The following is an 18,931-nucleotide window of genomic DNA, read 5'->3' on the forward strand; positions in this document are numbered from 1 at the left end:
TTAACAATGCGTGCGGACACAAGCGGACGCTTGCGCCATGGGTTTATATATTTATAATCTTAGTTCCCGGCGAGTCTGGAGACTCGCTTCATCTTAATTCATGAGTCTCCCGAAATCCTTCGGGATAAATTCCGACGCGCGCCAGTATTTTTTCCTTCAACGGACTAAGCAATCAATAACTAGCTACTGATTCCCGTTTTTGGCCTGTTTTCCGCAAAACAAGCCAAAAACGGGAATCACATAACCTTTAGTAACAGTCTGTAAGAAGTTGACTTCGGGATTGGTAGTAACTGAGCGGGTTGTTAAGTTTGGTCTGGCAGATGGTTTCCAAAAGAGCCGTTACGTCTTTCTGCATAGACAAAGACCCGCAGATCATCAGCACGCCGCCCTTAGCCAAGGTATCGGCAATAAAATCACCGTCGCGGTCAATCAAATCGCTTACATACTGCTTTTCGCCTTCGCGGGAGAAGGCTACGTGCAGGTTGGTAAGCTTCTGGGCCAACTGCTGTTCTTCTAGAAAATCTTGGTACGTACTGAAGGACGCCTGACTCCTGAAGCCACAGTACAAGTGACAGGCCGTTTTTGGGCTGTTTTGGTGAACCATGCCCAAAAACGGTCCTATGCCGGTTCCATTGGCAATCATGACTACCACGGGCGCTTTCCGGGGGAAATGAAAATGGGCATTATTCAGCAGGCGGGCCTGCATTGTCTGGCCTTGGGTTAACCTATGCAGGAAACCAGAACCTAAACCGTTGGGGTGCAAGCGCACGCTAATCTGTAATTCACCATCAATAACTCCAAGGGAATAAAGCCTCTCGCGGTGGTCGTTCTCAGGGTAGATGGCCAGCAAGTCACCAGAGGTTACGTTGGTGCGCTTGGCAGGCTTTAACCTGATTAAGAACGTCCCTTCTTGATGGTTGGAGCCAGAGTTGGCGGTTACCGTGAAGGTGTCCAGGCGGTGACGGTTGGCTTGCATGAGCTCAGGCAGAACTGTCATGGCCACGCCGCTCTGTTGAGACCAGGCTTCGGCCCAAAGCGCAAACTCCTGCGGCGACCGGTCATTGACCGTGTGGATGTCTACCAACGGCTCTGCCCAAGACTGGTGCGAAAGCCATTGGTGCACTTCAAAAGCATATTGGCAGAAATCCGGATAGGCATGTGACCCGAAGCCCACCACCGAGAATTTTACCTCTTGCGCTTGTGGAACGGTCTCTACCAAGGAGGCGAATTTCTGAGCGTTGGAAGGTGCATCTCCCAGGCCATACGTGGCCGTCAAAATGAGCAAATGTTCGGCTTTCGGGTAGACGGTGTAGTGGTTCAGCTCAGCTAAAAAGGGTTGCTCGCCTTGCTTTAATAACTGCTGGTAGACGGCCTGCGCAAATCTATTCGTGCTTCCGTTTTCTGAGCCCACCAAAATGATGAAGCGAGCTTCCTGGGCTGTGTATTTATTCTTGACGCGGTTGGCTCTGCGCTTAAGGGTAATGGCAAAGCCCGAGTAAATAAAGAACAGAATATTGCCTGAGGCCACCGCCAGAATAATCGCCCAGAGAATAGAAGTCCTGCCCGTGTGTACATCCAAACTTAGGGTAGTGAGGCGCTGGGTAGTAGGATATTTTACTTCGCCTAAGATGTCTCCTGTGATTTGATTGACGGCGAGCTCACGGTCCTTGAGTTTAACCGTGTAATAATCTTCTGGGTCTTCAGAGAACGGGAATTCAATAGATTCTACCTGCGCAAAGGTGGTGTTCTGGAAAAGCGTAAACGCTGGCAATGCCTTGGCCGGCGTGGTCTTGATGGCGTCAAAATCAACCTCGGTAGAGACTTTTTCATTTTTGATGAGCTCAAATCTTTCCAGAGACAGAAACGTGCCGGTCACGGCCAAGAGGAAAATAGGAATCAAGGAAAGGCGGCCAAGCACTACGTGGTAATACTGCGCAAAACTGTCTTTGACGATGCGGGTGAAGAAGCGCTTCAGGCCCCGCTGGCGCTGGATGATGAGAATGGTACCCGAAATGGTAATCAATAAAAGCAGAAACGCGGTGAGGCCTATAAAAAACCGACCAGTCTCTTTTAAAAAAAGGGAGCGGTGCAGGTTAGTGACCCACTGGAAGAATTCATTCTGGGGCTGAGGCTTGCCTAGAATTTCTCCGGTCAAAGGATGAATGTAGGCTTCTACACTTTCCCCATCAGCGTCACTGCCTTTGAGCAAAACAAACTGATGCGCATCTACGGACAGCTCTGTGATGTCTGGGTAGCGCTTTTTGAGGGCAGGAAGTGACTGCGCCAGCGTTATTTGGTCAATGCCATCTACTTTGTACGGCTGGGCGTTTAGAACCACTGGCTCAAAAGCCAGCAGAATGCCCGTAATGGATGCTACCGCCAGTAAAAGAAAAGAAGATACAGCCAGGGCTAAGTGGCTGTATCTCCAGATGGATATGGTCATGTGCTAGATTAGTTGGCGCTGAAGCGGACGTAACGGATAAAACCGGTGCCGTCATTTTTGGCCGAAAGGCTGGCAGTAGTCAATGGAATCTCCAGATCCTTTACGTAGTATTCCTTGTCTTCTACTGAGGTTTCAAAACGTAGTTTGTAGCCTGCGTTGATCTTGGCGGTCTCAATGTCAAAGGTGGTAATGCTCCGGTCGCCTCCGGCTACAGAGGCACCCGTGATGGCGCTGATGTTCGCCTTCTTTTTAGTCTGAAACTTATGCCACTCTTTTAGGCTGGTGTACCATTTTTTGTCGGGGCCCATCACGTAGAGCGTCTTCTCGTATTGGCCTTTGGGGTTGATGAGGGAGACGACAATGTAAGCGCCTTCGCCCACGTAATTAGACATCTGCAACATGCACTTATATTTGGTAGTCTGCGCCGAGGCCTGGAAAGAGAAAAGACCCGCGATGATGGCTACCAGACACGCTCTGAAAATCAACTTCATGTTATTGCTTTAAGAAATCAATAGATACTTTGTTTTTGGTTAGGAGCTCATTTTCCTTGGCCAATGAGTAAGCCGTTTCTTCAAACTCGGTGGCAAGGTTTTTTTGGGCTCCAATGGAAACCAGATACTTCAAGAGGACATCGTCTTTAGACAGCATGGCCGCTTTGTGCAAGACCGTAATGCCTTCTTTGTTCTTGGCGTTCACGTCTAGTTTCAAAGGCTCCAAACGCTTCAACAAGGCTAGGTCATTCTTAGTAACTGCGGCATGGTACAAGGTGCTACCGTCCTTCTGCGGGGCGGCAAAATTAAGTCCCTTGCTTTGCAACAGTGCCATTTTGGTGCCAAACTCATCTGTAGCAGCTGGGGCGGAACCGGGTCTCGGCACTGCATACGACTGTACCAGGTGGTAGGCCAGGTTAAAACCGTCTTTGTCTTTGACGTTAATGTCAGCTCCTTTATTTAATAGAAGCGTCACCACTTCTGGCGAACTGCTCTTCACGGCCATGGTCAAGGCAGATTCCCCTTTAACGTTTACCGCGTTGATGTTCTGTACTTTTGGTAACAACAATTCTACCGTGGCGGCATCTTTGCCTGCCGCGGCATACATGAAAGCCGTGTTGCCTTCGGCGTTGGCCTTGTTCACGTTCACGCCTTTGCCCAAAAAATAAGTGACCAATTCGGTTTGGTTAGGTCTGCGCACCAAGGCATGCAACACGGTCTCGCCGGTTTGGTCTGCAAAGGCAGGGCTTAGTTTAAGGTCTTCTACCAGGTACTTGAAAACTTCTAGTGTGTTGGGGCCGCGGCGTGAGCCTTGGGCTGCCATAATGAGGGCGTTGTCGTTGTACTTCACACCCTTCTGCAACAAGCTTTTCAAAAGAGCCACGCTGGCCGTTTTGGCGGCATAATTAAAGGCCGTGTTCCCGTTGGCGTCCACGTCTTTCAACGTCAGGCCTTTGGTAGTGAGATGATTGGTGAGCACGAAGTCCTTGTCATGGGCAATGGTCATCAATAGCAGGTTTGCGCCGTCCTTGTACTTTTTCTTCGGGTCCAAACCTGCTTTGAAGAAGGCATCATACAACGCCGGATTGGTCTGTCCACCGTTGGCGGCAAACGCGATAGGGGTGTTGCCGTTGCTGTCCTGGAAGTTCATGTCAGAGCCTTTGGCTAACAGGTACTGCACCAGCTCCACATTGCCTCTGTTGGCGGCCCAGTGCAGGTAAATGCGGCCGTCATGGGTAGGCTTGCCTACTTTGTTTTCGGGTTGATCCAGCAAGAACTTGATGGTAGCTAGGGGAGCATCATTGTTAATGGCGAGCACCGTAGGGTCAAACATGCCGGGGTTGTAGGCGGTGGCGCTGTTTCCTTTGGCCATTTCTGCCTGCACGGTGGCCACGTCTGGGGTAGACTTCCAAAACGCCTGCTCCAAAAGCGAATTCTTCTGTTGCGCCTGAAGGCCTAAGCAAAGTAAGAAGAGGGGTAACAGCAATAGTTTTTTCATGACGTATGTGTTGTGCTTAGAACTAGTTAAGGACAATGATTTTTTTGGTTTTAGCCCTATTCAAAAAGTAACCCCGCTTTGCAAGTGTGCATCCTGAAAGGTAAACGGCAGAAGGTTTTAATTATTTAGACTAATTCAAAATAATACGCAAATATACTATCTGCCCACAGATAACCATGGATTGATTAGAAAAATAATAGTCAATTAGTAAGGTAAGGCAAGGCTTGAATTTTCACCTGAAAGTAGAGAAGGAGAAGTCTTTCGTTTTTGGCCCGTTTCCCAGAAAATAAGCTAAAAATGGCTTTTTACAAATTAGGATAACTTATCAAGTTCCAGTCGGTTACCAGATCTAGCTACTTGCTAACTGTTCTCCCTTTTGTATCTTCAAGCAAACGAAACTGCCATGGACCAACGCATCATCAACCTTTTTGACGAGTACACCCACGAGCCGCTCACGCGCAAAGAGTTCATCACCAGACTGGCCAAACTGACCGGAAGCCTGACCTTGGCCATGTCTCTATTGCCCATGCTGGAAAACAACTACGCGCAGGCGGCCACGGTGGCAGACAAAGACATCAAAGCCGAATACATTACCTATGCTGGGGCAGAAGGTGTGACCATGAAAGCGTTCCAGGCACGGCCCGAAGGCAAGAAACTAGGAACGGTACTGGTCATCCATGAGAACCGGGGTTTGAATCCACATATTAAAGACGTCACCATGCGCGTGGCCCAGGCAGGCTATCTGGCCATCGCCCCTGATGCGCTTTCTCCGTTTGGTGGCACGCCCACCAACGAGGACGAAGCACGCGCCATGTTCTCCAAACTGGATGCCCAACAGAACCTGACCAATTTCTTGAAAGGACTGGAGTACCTGCAGAAGCATAAAAAAGGGAACGGAAAAACCGGGTGCGTGGGCTTCTGCTGGGGCGGGGCCTTGGCGGCTCAACTAGCTATACATTCTCCAGACCTGGACGCCGCGGTCGCGTATTACGGCCGTCAGCCTGAGGCAGCAGACGTACCCAAAATCAAAGCCGAACTGCTCTTGCATTACGGCGGCCTGGACGAGCGCGTGAATGCCGGTATCCCCGCGTTTGAGCAAGCCCTAAAAGCGTCTAATGTCCAATACCAGCTGTTTGTTTATGAAGGCGCCAACCATGCCTTTAACAACAACACCTCGCCGGCCCGCTACAACGAAGCCGCCGCAAATCTGGCTTGGGATAGAACGCTGGACTTATTCAAGCGCAAACTCAAGTAATCAGTAATCAATAACTCATTTAAAAAGGGAGCCCAATACGTTAGGCTCCCTTTTTATTTTGAAAGCAAAGATCTGCTCCATTCCACTAGGCTTGCTTGATTGTTTTGCATGGGTGGATTAGGTTTGGTAAGATACACGCTGTCTTTCTTCCAGTAAGCCGCGGTACCTACGTTTACCCAGCCATTAAGGCTATCTTCTTTGGGGGCAATATCAATAAAAGTGATGGAAGGAGGGACTTTGGTTAAAGGAGGAAGAGCACAAGTCTGGCAGTTTGAAGTAGTCAGCGTTTTATAACGTGCCTGCATCTCTTGATCATACCTAGCGGCTGTTCCTGTAATGAGGTCTGTGAACGCGGCGGTGATTGGGTTTTGCTGAGTTAACACGTATAAAACGAAAAGCAAAACAGCAACGGCTGGTACCAATTTAGGAAAAGCCAGAGGCAAGGAGGCGGTGCTCAAGTGGTTACGCACTAGCCAGGCCTGCAAGATATAGAACCAACCTAGGAGCAGGTAAAAGTAGATCACATTCTCTAGTCTTGGCGTAGGCCGCTCCCCGGTAGACCATACAAACAAAAAGTGCATGGCAAACAGCGTTACCAAGTAGAAGAATCCTACCAACCTCAAGTCTAAGGAGAAAAGCTTAGGTAGTACCGAAGTAGCCGATTTTTTAGGGCAGATATAGAGGATGTACACTAAACACCCAATCAACAACGGGATGGCCCACTTCATAAAAGCCACCATTGTCAACCCTGTAGCATAGGCAACAGACCAAAGAAGGTTTTGGGACTTCGCCTCGCCAACCATTCTTTGGTAATTGCCCGGGGCCATCACCATCACCAGCGCCGCGGCCAGACAAACTATAATAATGGCCGACAGGTGCACGCGCATTCTAGATTTCTGGCGCCAGTGATTGACAAGAAGCAGGCAGAGTGAACTCATCAACATAATGAGTGCCATTTCATTGGAACCAATGATCATGATGCCCAGAAGAGAGACTAGCACCGCATATAAGAACTTGCTACCCGCATGCTCGGTCAAACTCATTCGGTGAATAAAAACCAAGATCAACAAAAACAGCAAGCAGGAGACCGTGTAGGTGAGAAAGCCTGTGAGCCAGTAGAAGGATTCAGGCAGACTGGGGCATTGGACTAGGTACAGTAGGAAAAGCAAAGCGGTTAACGCCTTTCTGTTGATGGCAGGCCAAGTGGCTTTGAGCAACGCTTCCACCACTAGATACAACCCTGCCGCAAATCCTAGAATCATGAAAAAAGAGACGATGCGGTAACCCATAAAGGAGCCGTAACGCAAAGGATTCAACTGCAAAATGGCCGTCCCGAAATACCTGCCCGACCAATTCAAGTACGTCTCTTTTTGAATGGCCCAGAAACCTTGCTGGCTGTCTCTTAGGGCATAGCCGTAATCATCGGCGGCTGGGTGAATGTATTGGGTGAGCCAAAGCAGGACACCTAGCACCAGTAGGGCCAGTAGGAGAAGAGAGGTGAATACCCATTTTTCTTTGAAGAAAGAGGAAATCCTCATGGTGGTACTTCGGTTCTGGCTTAGTGAGAGATTCTGTCTGGTGACGAGGTCAAATATAGTCTTTCCTGTTTTAAAAGCGCAGAAGGGTTTTGGCCGTTATCCGTAGAAAGAGCAAATTACAGCCTCATTTGATTCTTACGTGTATGGCATATACTCCTTCACCAACGCGCTACAGCGCCATGGAATACCGCCGCTGTGGCACCAGCGGTTTGCAATTACCGGCTCTGTCTCTGGGGCTATGGCACAACTTCGGGCATGTAGATGTGCTGGAGAACTCCCGCCAAATCCTGCATGATGCCTTTGACGCCGGCGTTACCCATTTTGACCTAGCCAATAACTATGGTCCGCCGCCCGGCTCCGCAGAGGAGAACTTCGGGAAGATTCTGCACGAGGATTTCCGGGACTATCGCGACGAACTTATTATTTCTACCAAGGCCGGTTACCGCATGTGGGACGGTCCGTACGGTGAGTGGGGATCCAGAAAGTACCTTATCTCTAGCCTGGACCAGAGCCTCAAGCGCATGAAGCTGGATTACGTGGACATTTTCTACAGCCATCGTCCAGACCCCAACACACCTCTGGAAGAGACCATGGGTGCCTTGGATTCCATTGTGCGCCAAGGAAAGGCGCTGTACGTGGGCATTTCTAATTATGAAACTCCAGAAGCAACGCGCGCCATTGAGATCTTAAAAGAGCTAGGTACGCCTTGCCTGATTCACCAGCCCAAGTATTCTATGTTTGTGCGCTGGGTAGAGGAGAGCCTGCTGGACCTGCTGGAACAGCAGGGAGTAGGTTGTATTCCGTTCTCGCCGCTGGCGCAGGGCCTGCTTACCAACAAGTACTTGAAAGGCATTCCAGAGAACTCACGCGCGGCTAAACCTCATGGGTTTTTGCAGGAAGAAGAAATCACTCCGGAGCGGGTACAACAGATTAACCAATTAAATGACATAGCCCAAAGCCGCGGGCAATCCCTGGCGCAGATGGCTTTGGCCTGGCTGTTGAAAGACCCTCGCGTGACGTCTGTCTTGATAGGGGCTAGTACCCCGGCGCAATTAGCAGACTCGCTTAAGTGCATGCACAACACCAAGTTCAGCGCTGAAGAGCTATCGCAGATAGAAGCTATTTTGCAAAATAAGTAAAACCGTTTTTGGCTTACTTTCCAGAAAACAGGCTAAAAACGAACGGCTCCCTCTGAAAGCAGGTGGAGCCGTTCGTTTTTATAAAGTGCTTTTAAATAGCAGGGTTTGCTTTATAAGCCTCCCACAACTCGTCTACGGTTTTGCCGGTAAGGGCTTGCCAAACTTCAGGGGTGTAGGTTTGGTTGCGCATGTGGGCGTCTAAAGTGTCCACTAATTTCTTGTTCACCTTTTTCTCAGCCCAGAGTAGAAAGCGGGCAGTGATGCGGTAGCTGTTGGTGTAGTGGTGCTTCTCTGTCAGGTCAGGCAAAGACCAGTTGGCGCCGGCATTGTCCACGCCGTACACGTGGCGCACATAATCGGCAATGCCTTCGGTGAGCCAGCCGGGCCCGCTACTGGGCGGATACGCCTGTACCAAATGCATGGCCTCATGGGTGATCACGTCAATGTCGCCGGGGCGTTTTTGCAACCACTTGGAGGCGATGGTGATTTTGCCATCGTGCGCGTAGGCCACGCCTGCATAGGCCGTGTCGATGGTGAGCGTCACGGTCTTGACGGTTTTCTTGTTGAACCGCTTGGCTTCTTTGGGGTAGACCTTGAAAAAGGCGTTCACCAATTTGTCTTGGATGGCTGGGTCAAACGTTGGGTCCTGGTTCACGAACCTAAGGGTGTACTTGCCTTTTTTGATGGTGGTAGTTTGGGCATTGGCTTGATGATGTAGAAAGCCGAGGGCAAAAACTAAGAGAAGGAAGAGTGCTTTTTTCATTCAATGTAATTCTTGGGAAGAGAGCGTTTTCTTCTTTTCTGTCATCTTGGAAAGATCTTGTGGGCAAACTGGAGTAGCGTTTATTTAAGCGCTGGTCTAGCTTGCTCACAAGGTCCTTTCAGGATGACAAAAGAAAGAGTATTCTGGTGATAGTAGGATTTTTACTCCTTTACTGCTTCGGGGAGAACGAATATGGGAAGGCGCTTTCTTGGGTGCCGCGGTTGGTGTTGGGCTTATCCGTCATGTCAAACTTGAGACGGCCCCCTTTCATCAGGTCGAAATGGTCCACCCAGTTCTTGTCATAGCTTTTGCCGTTCACCTTTAACTCCTGCACATAGCGATTTTGGTCGCTGTTCTTAGGGGCTTCAATCTCCACCTTCTTGCCGTTCTCTAGCGTCAACGTCATCTTCTGGAAAAGCGGCGCGCCCAAAACGTACTGCGTGGTGCCGGGGCAAACCGGGTAGAAGCCCATAGCGCTGAACACGTACCAAGCACTGGTCTGACCGTTGTCCTCATCTCCGCAGTAGCCGTCTGGGGTGGGCTTGTACATGCGGTTCATGGTTTCGCGGGTCCAGTACTGGGTTTTCCAGGGCGCGCCCGCGAAGTTGTACAGATAAATCATGTGCTGGATGGGCTGGTTACCGTGCGCATACTGGCCCATGTTGGCAATCTGCATCTCCTTTATTTCATGAATCACACTGCCGTAATACGTGTCATCAAACACCGGCGGTAAGGTGAACACCGAGTCCAGCTTCTTGACGAAGTTTTCTTTCCCGCCCATCAGATTCACCAGGCCCTGCACGTCATGAAACACGCTCCAGCTATAGTGCCAGCTGTTGCCCTCAGTGAAGGCGTCTCCCCATTTAAAAGGGTTAAATGGCGACTGGAACGTGCCATCCTGGTTTTTGCCGCGCATCAAGCCGGTGCTCGGGTCAAAGAGGTGGCGGTAGTTTTGGCTTCGTTTGGCGTACAAGTCAATGTCTGCCTGCGGTTTCTTGAGGGCTTTGGCCAGTTGGTAAATCGCAAAGTCGTCATAGGCATACTCCAGTGTACGGGCGGCGTTTTCGTTGATTTTAACGTCATACGGTACGTAGCCCAGCTTCTTGTAATACTCAGCGCCCTTGCGGCCAATAGCCGAGATGGGACCTTCATTGTTAGCTCCGTGCAAAAGCGCCTCATACAGTTTCTCAATGTCATAGCCGCGAAGGCCTTTCACGTAGGCGTCTGCCACCACTGAAGCCGAATTGTTGCCCACCATGATGTCGGCGTAGCCCGGGCTAGACCATTCAGGTAACCAGCCGCCCTCCAGAAAGTCGTTGACCAGACCAGCCTGCATCTCTTGGTTGATACTCGGGTACATCAGGTTCAGGAAAGGGTATAGGGCTCTAAACGTGTCCCAGAAACCGGTGCCGGCAAACCTGTAGCCGTCGTGCACCTGACCGGTGTAGGGGCTGTAGTGCACAATCTTGTTGGCCGCGTTCACCTCGTACATCTTATGAGGGAAGAACAGCGTGCGGTACAGGCAGGAGTAGAAGGTGCGTTGCTGTTCATCAGAGCCGCCTTCCACTTCAATGCGGCTGAGGGCCTTGTTCCATAGGCTGCGGGCCTTCTCTTTGGTCTGTTCAAAACTGTCCTGGGCCAGTTCGCGCTGCAGGTTCAATTCTGCCTGCTCAAAACTGATAAACGACGAGGCCACTTTCAGATTCACCTTTTCGCCTTTGGCCGTCCTGAACCCAATGACAGCGCCCGAGTGGTTAGAAGTCAGTTCCAGCGAATCTTTCACCAGCGTATTGCCTCTGAACGTGCGGGAAAACGTGAAGGCCTTGTCTACATAGATGACGAAGTAGTTCCGGAAGTTCTTCGGGTTGCTGCGGGCGGCGCGGGTGGTATACCCAATGATTTTCTTCTGAGCCGGAAGCACCTTGATGTACGAGCCTTTGTCCAGCGCGTCAATCACCAGAAAAGAGCTGTCAGCTTTGGGGTAGGTGAACCGGAACTGGGCGGCGCGCTCCGTGGGCGTAATCTCTGTAGTCACGTCATGGTCTGCCAGGTACACGCTGTAATAGTAGGGCTTGGCGACTTCGGCTTTGTGTGAAAACCAGCTGGCGCGGCCGTCTTGGTCAAACTTCAATTTGCCGGTCACGGGCATGATGACAAATTGCCCATAGTCATTCATCCAGGGGCTGGGTTGGTGCGTCTGCTTGAAGCCCCTGATTTTGTCGGCAGCATAGGTGTAGGCCCAGCCGTTGCCCATGGTGCCGGTTTGCGGTGTCCAGAAGTTCATGCCCCAGGGCACGGCAATGGCTGGGTAGGTATTGCCGTTGGAGAGGCTGGGTTTGGAGTCGGTGCCCATGAGCGGGTTGACCAGCTCTTCGGGGGCAGAGGTTGTTTTTTTCTTTTGGCTGAATGTTTCAGAGGTGGTAAAAGCCAAAGACAGGAGGAGCAGGGAGAATCTGAATAGACGGTTCATGCGTTTTTGGGCTATTTCCAGAAAAATAAGCGGAAAATGGCAGATTTCCATTTTTGATTTTTGGTTGCTCCAGCTGATAAGAATGTAGCCGTATTAACTTCTCCGCAGTTGTTGGTGTTCTCACCAACGACTAAAACTGCTATTCAAACTAACTAGCCAATTGCAACACATTGCGCACGGCTTTGGCTATGCCTGAGGAATGCCGCTTTATTCGGTGCCCTTATGCCCTTCGTTGCATTGCTGCCGCCAAGCGCTCGCGGCCGCGGGGCCCCGTCTTCCCGCCTCGCGCTGTACCAGCTTGCCTCTTCTGCGTGGCACCGCCTTTGGCTGGGTAACCAATCCTGCCTGTTTTAACCGCTAATCTGTCAGAGGTGGCAACCTGCTTAGGCGACTCGCCGGAAAGACTGGATTCGGGTGCGGGTAGTAAAGGCTTCTACTACTCGCAGACTCCCCCCTCGAGGGGGGTGAAGGGGGGTGTTTACACCAGCATATAAATCAACCAGCAATCAACAATTATCAATCAACAATCAACAATAACATTGTATTAGGCTACTATTCTAACCATCTCCCTTTAGGAGAAGAGATTGCTCGTTTTTGGGCTACTTTCCAGAAAACAGGCCAAAAACGCAGTAAATAAAAAAGGCAGGAGAAGCTCCTGCCTTTTTAGTGTGTATGAAAGCTAAAGAAAATTTTATTTGCCCTGAGTTGCTAGAAAATGGATGAAGTCACAAACAGTTTGCAAAGGCACATCGTCTGGAATTTCTACCTGAAAGCGTTTTTCCAGGTCCCAGATTATCTCCACTATTTGTAAGGCATCCAGTCCTAAATCTTGGTAAAGGTGGGCGGTGGGTTTCAGTTTGGAGACCGGGAGCTTGGTGCGTTTTTGAATGAGGTGTATCACCCGCTCTTGTAGAGAAGGCGCTAATAGGGTAATCATAACTTCTGTGTAAGAATATGAAACAGATGGAGGTTGGGTAGAAGAAGGGAAAAAAACGGGCGCAAGATGCGCCCGCCTTTCTATATCATTCATTCAGGTGGTATTTAGACGATTGCCACGTGGCCGTGGTGTTCTTTCTGTGCTTCCAACTCAGCGGTTTCGCGCTCCAGTTCTTCGGCGGTTTTGTCAATTAAGACAATCTCCTCATTCTTATCCCAGCCAAACTTAGCCAAGATGCGGTCGAAGCCATAGTAGATGATAGGCACCACAATCAGGGTCAGGAACATGGACGAGCTCAGACCGCCAATCAAGGCCCAGGCCAGACCGTTCTTGGTCGCGGCTACGGAACCACCGGCTAAGGCAATGGGTAACATACCAATCACCATCGCTAGGGTAGTCATCAAGATAGGTCGGAAACGAATGCGGACGGCTTCCAGCAATGCGCTTTTCACATCATGGCCTTCCTTTTTCATCTGGTTGGTAAAGTCCACCACCATGATGGCGTTCTTGGCTACCAGACCAATCATCATGATAATACCAAGGATGGAGAAGATACTCAAACTCTGCGCGGCCAAAGCCAGAGCCAACAAGGCACCAATGATGGCGAGCGGAATAGAGAATAATACCACCAGCGGGTATACATAGGAGTCATACAGAGCTACCATGATCAGGTACACGAAAATGATAGACGCCAACAAGGCAATCCCCAACGTCCCGAAACCTTCGCTCTGGTTTTTCAGGTCACCGGCGTAGTCAATGGTCACCCCGTTTGGTACTTTGATCTCAGCCATCTTAGCTTGAATGTCAGCCCCTACCGAACCAGACGGACGACCGATTACCTGCGAGTTCACGTTCAGGGACGTCACGCGGTTGGTACGCTCCAGCTGAGACGGGCCCGTGGACTGTTTCACATCGGCGAACTGTCCTAAACGCACTACCTTGCCCTGGTTGTTGATGAAGGAAAGGTTGGCTATGTCGGTTACGTTGCGGCGGTCAAACTCATCCAGACGGATGTTGATGTCATAGTCCTCGGTGCCGGAGCGGAAGGTAGCGTCGGTGTTTCCGGAGAAAGCCATCTGCATACCAGCACCCACGCTTTCCAGGGTCATGCCCACGCTGGCCATCTTGTCACGGTCCACGACCACCTCAATCTCAGGATTACCGCCTTCTACAGACACTTCCACATCTACCGTACCAGGCACACTCTCTACCACGTTGGTCACGCGCTTAGAGAAGGCAATCAGGGTGTCCAGGTTAGAACCTGATAGGACAATCTGAATAGGCGCCTGGGCATTTCCCACCAAACCTACTGGTACTGGAGAAACCTCTACATTCGGCAGTTTGCTTTCAATGTCGGCTTTGGCCTGACGGCTGAATTGCTGGGTGCTGAACGCCCGCTCTTTCACGTCTACTAAGGCAACTGACAATTCTGCTTGGTAGGCAGAAGTCTGGCCCGCCTGCGAGGAAGCGGTAGTACCCACTGTGGTGAACACGCGTTTTACTTCTGGGATAGTGCGCAGGTATTCTTCTACTTGTTTAGTCGCGTAGTTAGTCTGCTCCACGGTAGAGTTTTTAGGTAACTCCAACTGCAAGCTCACCTCACCGCGGTCACCTGATGGAATGAATTCAGAACCAATGAACCCGAACGGCACCAACATGAACGAGGCGATCAACAACAAGAAGGTAACGCCCAGCGTGATAAACTTGTGATTGAACGCCCACTTCAAAGTGTTGGTGAACCCTTCAATGATTCTGTCCAATAATCTCTCAAACCAAAGGATGAACCGCCCGAACATATTCTTGTCAGACACGTGCTCCAGCTTGGAGAAACGGCTGGCCAACAACGGAATCAAGGTAAAGGCCACGAATAAGGAGATCATGGTCGCTATGGCCACGACCACCGCAAACTGGCGCAGGATGTCAGATACCAGACCGGTTGACAGGGCAATCGGCACGAATACCACCACAATTACCAGGGTGATGGAAGTAACGGTGGCCATGATTTCCTTGATACCATCATATGCCGACTGGGCCGGGCTTTTGCCCATCTCCATGTGCCGGTAAATGTTCTCAATCACCACAATAGCATCATCCACCAGAATACCTACTACTAGCGAGAGCGCCAATAAGGACATCAAGTTCAGTGAGTAGCCCAATAGGAACATGGCAATGAAAGTAGCTACCAATGATGCCGGGATGGATACCATTACAATCACTGCGTTCCGCAGGGAGTGCAAGAACAATAGCATCACCACCGCCACCAAGATAACGGCAATAATCAAGTCGTGAATCACCGAATCAGCGGCTTCCAAAGTAAAGTCAGAACTGTCTGAAGCGATGTTGAATTTCAGGCCTTCCTTGGCGTAGATTTTCTCCAGGTTGGCCAAAGCGGCTTTGGTCTGCGCACTTACCTCTACGGCGTTGGCGTCTGACTGCTTCTGAATAGTGATACCCACTGATGCCTTAGAGTTGATACGGCTCAACACGTCCACATCTTTCTGGGTATCCTGCACCTCGGCTAGATCAGATAAACGCACGGTTCCGTTCTGGTCAGATTTGATGACCAAGTTGCGCAGTTGGTCCAGGTTTTGGTACTTACCCGCCAAACGTAGCTGGGTCTGACCATTCTCATTCTTGATTCTACCCGTAGGGAAGTCCAGGTTGGAGTTCTTAATACGCTGTTGAACTTGCAAGATAGAGATGCCATAAGCCTCTAGTCTGTCGGCTTTGATGTTCACCTTAATCTCGCGCTCAGCACCACCCAAGACTTTAATCTGGGCCATACCCGGCACGCGGGAAAGCTCTGGCTTAATCTTGTTGTCAATCAAATCGAAGAACTCAGTTGCCGGCATGTTGGCCGTGGCCCCCATCTTGATGATAGGCAGGTCGTCAAAGTCAAACTTGTTCAAGGTTGGAGGGTCAGCATCTTCTGGCAATCGGGCCAGGATGGCGTTAATCTTCCGTTGGGCGTCCTGCAAGCTCAAGTCCACGTTGGTGCCTTGGTTCAATTGGATGGTGATGATGGAGAAACTCTCCAAAGAGGTTCCTTTCATCTCCTTCACATTCTCCAACGCAGACAAGGCGTCTTCAATCTCTTTGGTCACTGAGTTCTCTACCTCATTCGGGGAGGCGCCCGGGTACAGCGTGGTAATGGTTAATACCGGCGGGCTGAACTTAGGCAACAACTCGTAGTTGAGGGAGTTGTAGGAGACAACGCCTAGGAGCGTGAGGACCGTGAAGACCACCACCACCAGGGTTGACCGCTGTATAGATAATTTGGTTATGTTCATGTTCTAAACTTCTTCTGTAAAAAGAAAAGATGTGATTACTTAAGCGGCGTCACTTGAATGCCTTCGCGCAGGTTGATTTGGCCACTGCGAACCACTTGCTCTGTAGGTTGTACCCCGTCCAGAATCTCTACCTGGTTTTGGGTCACAATACCCACTTTCACTTTGCGTAAGAATGCTTTGTTATCCTTTACCACATACACGCTTGGGTCCTGGATGCTACCAACAATGGCTTCACGAGGCAACAACAAGGCGTCACGCTGGGCGTTTACCGGGAAGAAAGCCGTGCCGTACATACCGGCGCGCAGGTTGTTGTTGGCCGTGTTCTTCACTTCAATTTCCACGTCAAACTTCAGGCTGGCGTCTGCGGCGGCACCGATGGCCATCACGGTACCTTCGTATTCCTGGGCACCGCCGGCGTTAGCGGTCACTTTCACTTTCTGGCCTTTGTTAATCAAGAGCACTTCAGACTCAGAGGCTTTTACGTTCAGCTTCAGGCGGTCCACGTTCACGATGTCATACATTCTGGTTCCGGCATTGGCGTTCAGGTAGGACCCTACTTCAATGTACATCTCATTGATTTGGCCATTGATAGGGGCCGTCACGCGGGTGTTGCCTTGGTTCTGGCGGGCCGCTACCAACTGGGCGCGGGTGGCGTTCACGTTGATTTGTGCTTCTTCTACCTGGCGTTTGGTCACGGCGTCACCGGCAATCAGGTTTTTCATGCGCTCCAGGTCTTTCTGAGCTTTCTGGTAGTTAGCGTTGGCCGTGGCCAGGTTGGCGGCGCTGGTGTTGTCTTCTACCTGCAACAGCAGTTCGCCGGCGCGTACTTTGTCGCCTTTGCGCTTGTAAACACGCTGAATCTGACCAGAAATTTCTGATACCAAGGTCAGGCTCTGCACCGGCTTGAAATTCCCCTGCGCCGTGAATGACTTGTCCAATTTGGCAGACTCCACTTGGGTTAATGTTACCGGAATGGCTTCGCTCTTAATTTCAGCGACGGCGGCTTTCTCGGTCATTTCAGTTTTGTTCTTGTTCAAGGTGTAGGCAACCGCGCCAATTAGCACAAGCACAACAACGATATAAATCAGCTTTTTCATTTTATGGATGATGTACAGGTAAAGGTTATTTAATGAGATTTTTAAGTTCGCCGCGTGCTCTTAAGTGGTCTAATTGGGCAATTTTAAACCGCAATCTTTCATTGTTCAGGTTGGTCTGTGCTTCACGTAAGGTTACTTCTGCCTCCAGTAAATCTGTCAGCGGGGATAAGCCTTCTTTGTACAGGCTGTTGGTGGTGTTGTACACCTCTTGCGCCATGCGCACGTTGCGTTCTGAGCTTTCAATGGCCAGCTCACTGCTCTGGATTTGTTTTACCGTATTGGCAAGGCCCAGCTCAGTATTTAAGGATAGGTTTCTGATGGAAAGGTCTGCCTTCTGCTCTTCAATCTGGGCTTGCCTGATCTGGTACTTGCGTTGGAAACCGTCAAAAATGGGAATGTTCAAGCGCACGCCTAAGACAAAGGTGTTGAACCAAGGCTGGCTGGTGTCAAAGAAGTTAAACTCTCTGCGCTGTGCCTGGTAGGTGTATTGACCAAAACCGGCCAAGGTAGGGAAACGACGGCCTTTGATGTTTTCCACGTTCAAGCCGTATAATTTCTTTTGCGTCTGCAACAACTGGTAGTCCACGCGCTGTCCCAAGATTTCCTGCACATTTGGAGTGCTAATGGCCAGCGTGGCCGGCAAGGCGGTAGAATCTGATAACTCAAAGTCCTGACCCAGTGGTACGCCCATGAAAAAGCTCAAGGCGTTCTTTTGTTGCTGATACGCAGACTCCAGGGTCTGGCGCTGGTTCTCCAGGTTGGTTTTGTTGACCGTGATGCGATTTACGTCTACCTTCTTGGCGAAGTCATTCTTGTACTGCAACTGCAGAATCTTCTCCAACTGCACCAAACGGTTGTAGTTGGCGGCAATGGTGTTGAACTGCTCTTTGGTCTGCAGGGCGCGTAAATAGGCTGAGCTCACGTTGTAAATCACGTCCTCTTGCGTCATTTGCGTGCGCAGGCGGTACAAGTCACGGGTAGTGGCCGCGGCCTCCAGACCCACAAAATAAGACTTGCTGAAAATCAACTGAGACAGCTCCAGACCACCGTTGGCGTTGTACTTGGTGCCAAACTGCACCGGTATCAACTCCTCTGGTTTGCCCTGGAACACGTTAGGAATCAGTTGGGTAGGGATGGAAGGATACACGCTCAATTGACCAACCCCAGAAATCTGCGGCAGGCCAGAGCCCTTGGTTTCTCTAATCTTGTATTCAGCGCTTTCCTCATCCAACTGCGCCGATTGGATAGAAATGTTATTGTTGGTGGCTAGAGCAATAGCCTGCTGTAAGGTCAGGACCTGGCCCTGGAGCGGGGTAGGCGTTTGGGCAAAACTGAGACTAGTGGTCCATTGGAGCAAGAGTCCCAGTACTAAATACTTCTTATTCACGGTTTTACTAAAATTAATTGGTTTGTATCTTTCTTTGTAGTTCAGGAAAATGAGAACTAATAGGATAAAAAAATTATTTCTGCCGGTCTTTCAGCCACTGCTCCAAGAGCATGGGCACCTGTGATGACAAAAACTCCATGAACTCAATCCGGTCCAATACCTTCTGGTTCATGTCTGGGTTGGCGTCCCCTCTCAGGTCATTGGCCTGTCTCAATAGCTTGCTGAAGGCCAAGATAGAGTTCATCTTGTTGACCACTTCTTGGTTCCAGTTGTCTAACAGGGCACTGAAGTAGCGCTTACGGTCCCCGGAAAACGTGGTGTATTCAATATGGCGCATCTGCAACAACAGGTTCAAGGCATTGCTGGTGGCGCTTTTGCTGATGTTCAAGGTCTCAATAATCTCCTCAAAGGTGAGGTACGGCTTCTCAGAAACGAACAGCAAGCCAATGATACGCCCCACCACCGGCGGAAAGCCCTGTTGCTCATGGTAAATACCAATCTTCTCAATTAGTTGCCTTTGCTCTGGAGATAGTTTTAACACGGTTTGGTTCTCTTTGTTTGGAGTAAGAACGTTGCAAAGGTAAGAATAGGTTTCTTTAGTTCTTAATTTTGAGAACTAATTT

Annotated in this window: 13 protein-coding genes; 2 read left to right on the plus strand and 11 right to left on the minus strand. The window is 50.2% G+C overall.

All coding sequences use genetic code 11. The features are described 5' to 3' along the window. Window positions 1-247 precede the first annotated feature (247 nt). The 3 genes from ABD880_RS00005 to ABD880_RS00015 are packed head-to-tail and all read right to left on the minus strand — an operon-like array spanning window position 248 to window position 4,432. Window positions 248-2,443, minus strand: a complete 2,196-nt coding sequence (locus ABD880_RS00005; RefSeq protein WP_345161043.1) for a PepSY domain-containing protein — start codon at window positions 2,441-2,443, stop codon at window positions 248-250. Window positions 2,444-2,451: 8 nt separating this feature from the next. Continuing rightward, window positions 2,452-2,934, minus strand: coding sequence for a DUF2271 domain-containing protein (locus ABD880_RS00010; protein ID WP_345161045.1), 483 nt, complete (start codon window positions 2,932-2,934; stop codon window positions 2,452-2,454). A gap of 1 nt (window position 2,935) precedes the next feature. Continuing rightward, a complete protein-coding gene (locus ABD880_RS00015) occupies window positions 2,936-4,432 on the minus strand; it encodes an ankyrin repeat domain-containing protein (protein ID WP_345161046.1) in 1,497 nt (498 codons plus the stop codon). A gap of 403 nt (window positions 4,433-4,835) precedes the next feature. Between ABD880_RS00015 and ABD880_RS00020 the strand changes: the two genes are divergently transcribed. Continuing rightward, window positions 4,836-5,687, plus strand: coding sequence for a dienelactone hydrolase family protein (locus tag ABD880_RS00020; protein ID WP_345161048.1), 852 nt, complete (start codon window positions 4,836-4,838; stop codon window positions 5,685-5,687). Between the two features lie 53 nt (window positions 5,688-5,740). On the opposite strand, the gene ABD880_RS00025 is transcribed toward ABD880_RS00020, so the two are convergent. Then, the gene (locus ABD880_RS00025; RefSeq protein ID WP_345161050.1) at window positions 5,741-7,225 is read right to left on the minus strand and encodes a DUF6056 family protein; all 1,485 of its coding nucleotides are present in this window, start codon (window positions 7,223-7,225) and stop codon (window positions 5,741-5,743) included. A gap of 143 nt (window positions 7,226-7,368) precedes the next feature. On the opposite strand from ABD880_RS00025, the gene mgrA reads away from it, so the two are divergent. Continuing rightward, window positions 7,369-8,364, plus strand: coding sequence for an L-glyceraldehyde 3-phosphate reductase (gene mgrA, locus ABD880_RS00030; RefSeq protein ID WP_345161052.1), 996 nt, complete (start codon window positions 7,369-7,371; stop codon window positions 8,362-8,364). A 91-nt stretch (window positions 8,365-8,455) separates the two neighbouring features. On the opposite strand, the gene ABD880_RS00035 is transcribed toward mgrA, so the two are convergent. The 7 genes from ABD880_RS00035 to ABD880_RS00065 form a co-directional block, all read right to left on the minus strand. Beyond that, window positions 8,456-9,127, minus strand: coding sequence for a basic secretory protein-like protein (locus ABD880_RS00035; protein ID WP_345161054.1), 672 nt, complete (start codon window positions 9,125-9,127; stop codon window positions 8,456-8,458). Window positions 9,128-9,296: 169 nt separating this feature from the next. After that, window positions 9,297-11,597, minus strand: a complete 2,301-nt coding sequence (locus ABD880_RS00040; RefSeq protein ID WP_345161056.1) for a GH92 family glycosyl hydrolase — start codon at window positions 11,595-11,597, stop codon at window positions 9,297-9,299. A gap of 691 nt (window positions 11,598-12,288) precedes the next feature. Then, complete coding sequence (locus ABD880_RS00045; protein ID WP_345161058.1) at window positions 12,289-12,534, minus strand: acyl carrier protein; 246 nt, start codon at window positions 12,532-12,534, stop codon at window positions 12,289-12,291. 104 nt (window positions 12,535-12,638) lie between these two features. After that, entirely contained in the window at window positions 12,639-15,824 is a 3,186-nt protein-coding gene (locus tag ABD880_RS00050) for an efflux RND transporter permease subunit (protein ID WP_345161060.1), read from the minus strand. 35 nt (window positions 15,825-15,859) lie between these two features. Then, window positions 15,860-16,861: an efflux RND transporter periplasmic adaptor subunit gene (locus ABD880_RS00055; RefSeq protein WP_345161062.1), complete on the minus strand. Its 1,002-nt coding sequence runs from the start codon at window positions 16,859-16,861 to the stop codon at window positions 15,860-15,862. Window positions 16,862-16,946: 85 nt separating this feature from the next. After that, window positions 16,947-18,308: a TolC family protein gene (locus tag ABD880_RS00060; protein ID WP_345161064.1), complete on the minus strand. Its 1,362-nt coding sequence runs from the start codon at window positions 18,306-18,308 to the stop codon at window positions 16,947-16,949. A gap of 73 nt (window positions 18,309-18,381) precedes the next feature. Further along, a complete protein-coding gene (locus ABD880_RS00065) occupies window positions 18,382-18,849 on the minus strand; it encodes a GbsR/MarR family transcriptional regulator (RefSeq protein ID WP_345161066.1) in 468 nt (155 codons plus the stop codon). Window positions 18,850-18,931 lie beyond the last annotated feature (82 nt).

Origin of the sequence: Nibribacter koreensis, assembly GCF_039541795.1 — a bacterium.
Lineage (GTDB): Bacteria > Bacteroidota > Bacteroidia > Cytophagales > Hymenobacteraceae > Nibribacter > Nibribacter koreensis.

What these genes read in the sequence shown, in the direction of transcription:
- ABD880_RS00025 (WP_345161050.1), bottom strand. Translation starts at nt 7,225, where the DNA reads ATGAGGATTTCCTCTTTCTTCAAAGAAAAATGGGTATTCACCTCTCTT.
- ABD880_RS00020 (WP_345161048.1), top strand. Translation starts at nt 4,836, where the DNA reads ATGGACCAACGCATCATCAACCTTTTTGACGAGTACACCCACGAGCCG.
- ABD880_RS00050 (WP_345161060.1), bottom strand. Translation starts at nt 15,824, where the DNA reads ATGAACATAACCAAATTATCTATACAGCGGTCAACCCTGGTGGTGGTG.
- ABD880_RS00040 (WP_345161056.1), bottom strand. Translation starts at nt 11,597, where the DNA reads ATGAACCGTCTATTCAGATTCTCCCTGCTCCTCCTGTCTTTGGCTTTT.
- mgrA (WP_345161052.1), top strand. Translation starts at nt 7,369, where the DNA reads ATGGCATATACTCCTTCACCAACGCGCTACAGCGCCATGGAATACCGC.
- ABD880_RS00005 (WP_345161043.1), bottom strand. Translation starts at nt 2,443, where the DNA reads ATGACCATATCCATCTGGAGATACAGCCACTTAGCCCTGGCTGTATCT.
- ABD880_RS00045 (WP_345161058.1), bottom strand. Translation starts at nt 12,534, where the DNA reads ATGATTACCCTATTAGCGCCTTCTCTACAAGAGCGGGTGATACACCTC.
- ABD880_RS00010 (WP_345161045.1), bottom strand. Translation starts at nt 2,934, where the DNA reads ATGAAGTTGATTTTCAGAGCGTGTCTGGTAGCCATCATCGCGGGTCTT.
- ABD880_RS00015 (WP_345161046.1), bottom strand. Translation starts at nt 4,432, where the DNA reads ATGAAAAAACTATTGCTGTTACCCCTCTTCTTACTTTGCTTAGGCCTT.
- ABD880_RS00035 (WP_345161054.1), bottom strand. Translation starts at nt 9,127, where the DNA reads ATGAAAAAAGCACTCTTCCTTCTCTTAGTTTTTGCCCTCGGCTTTCTA.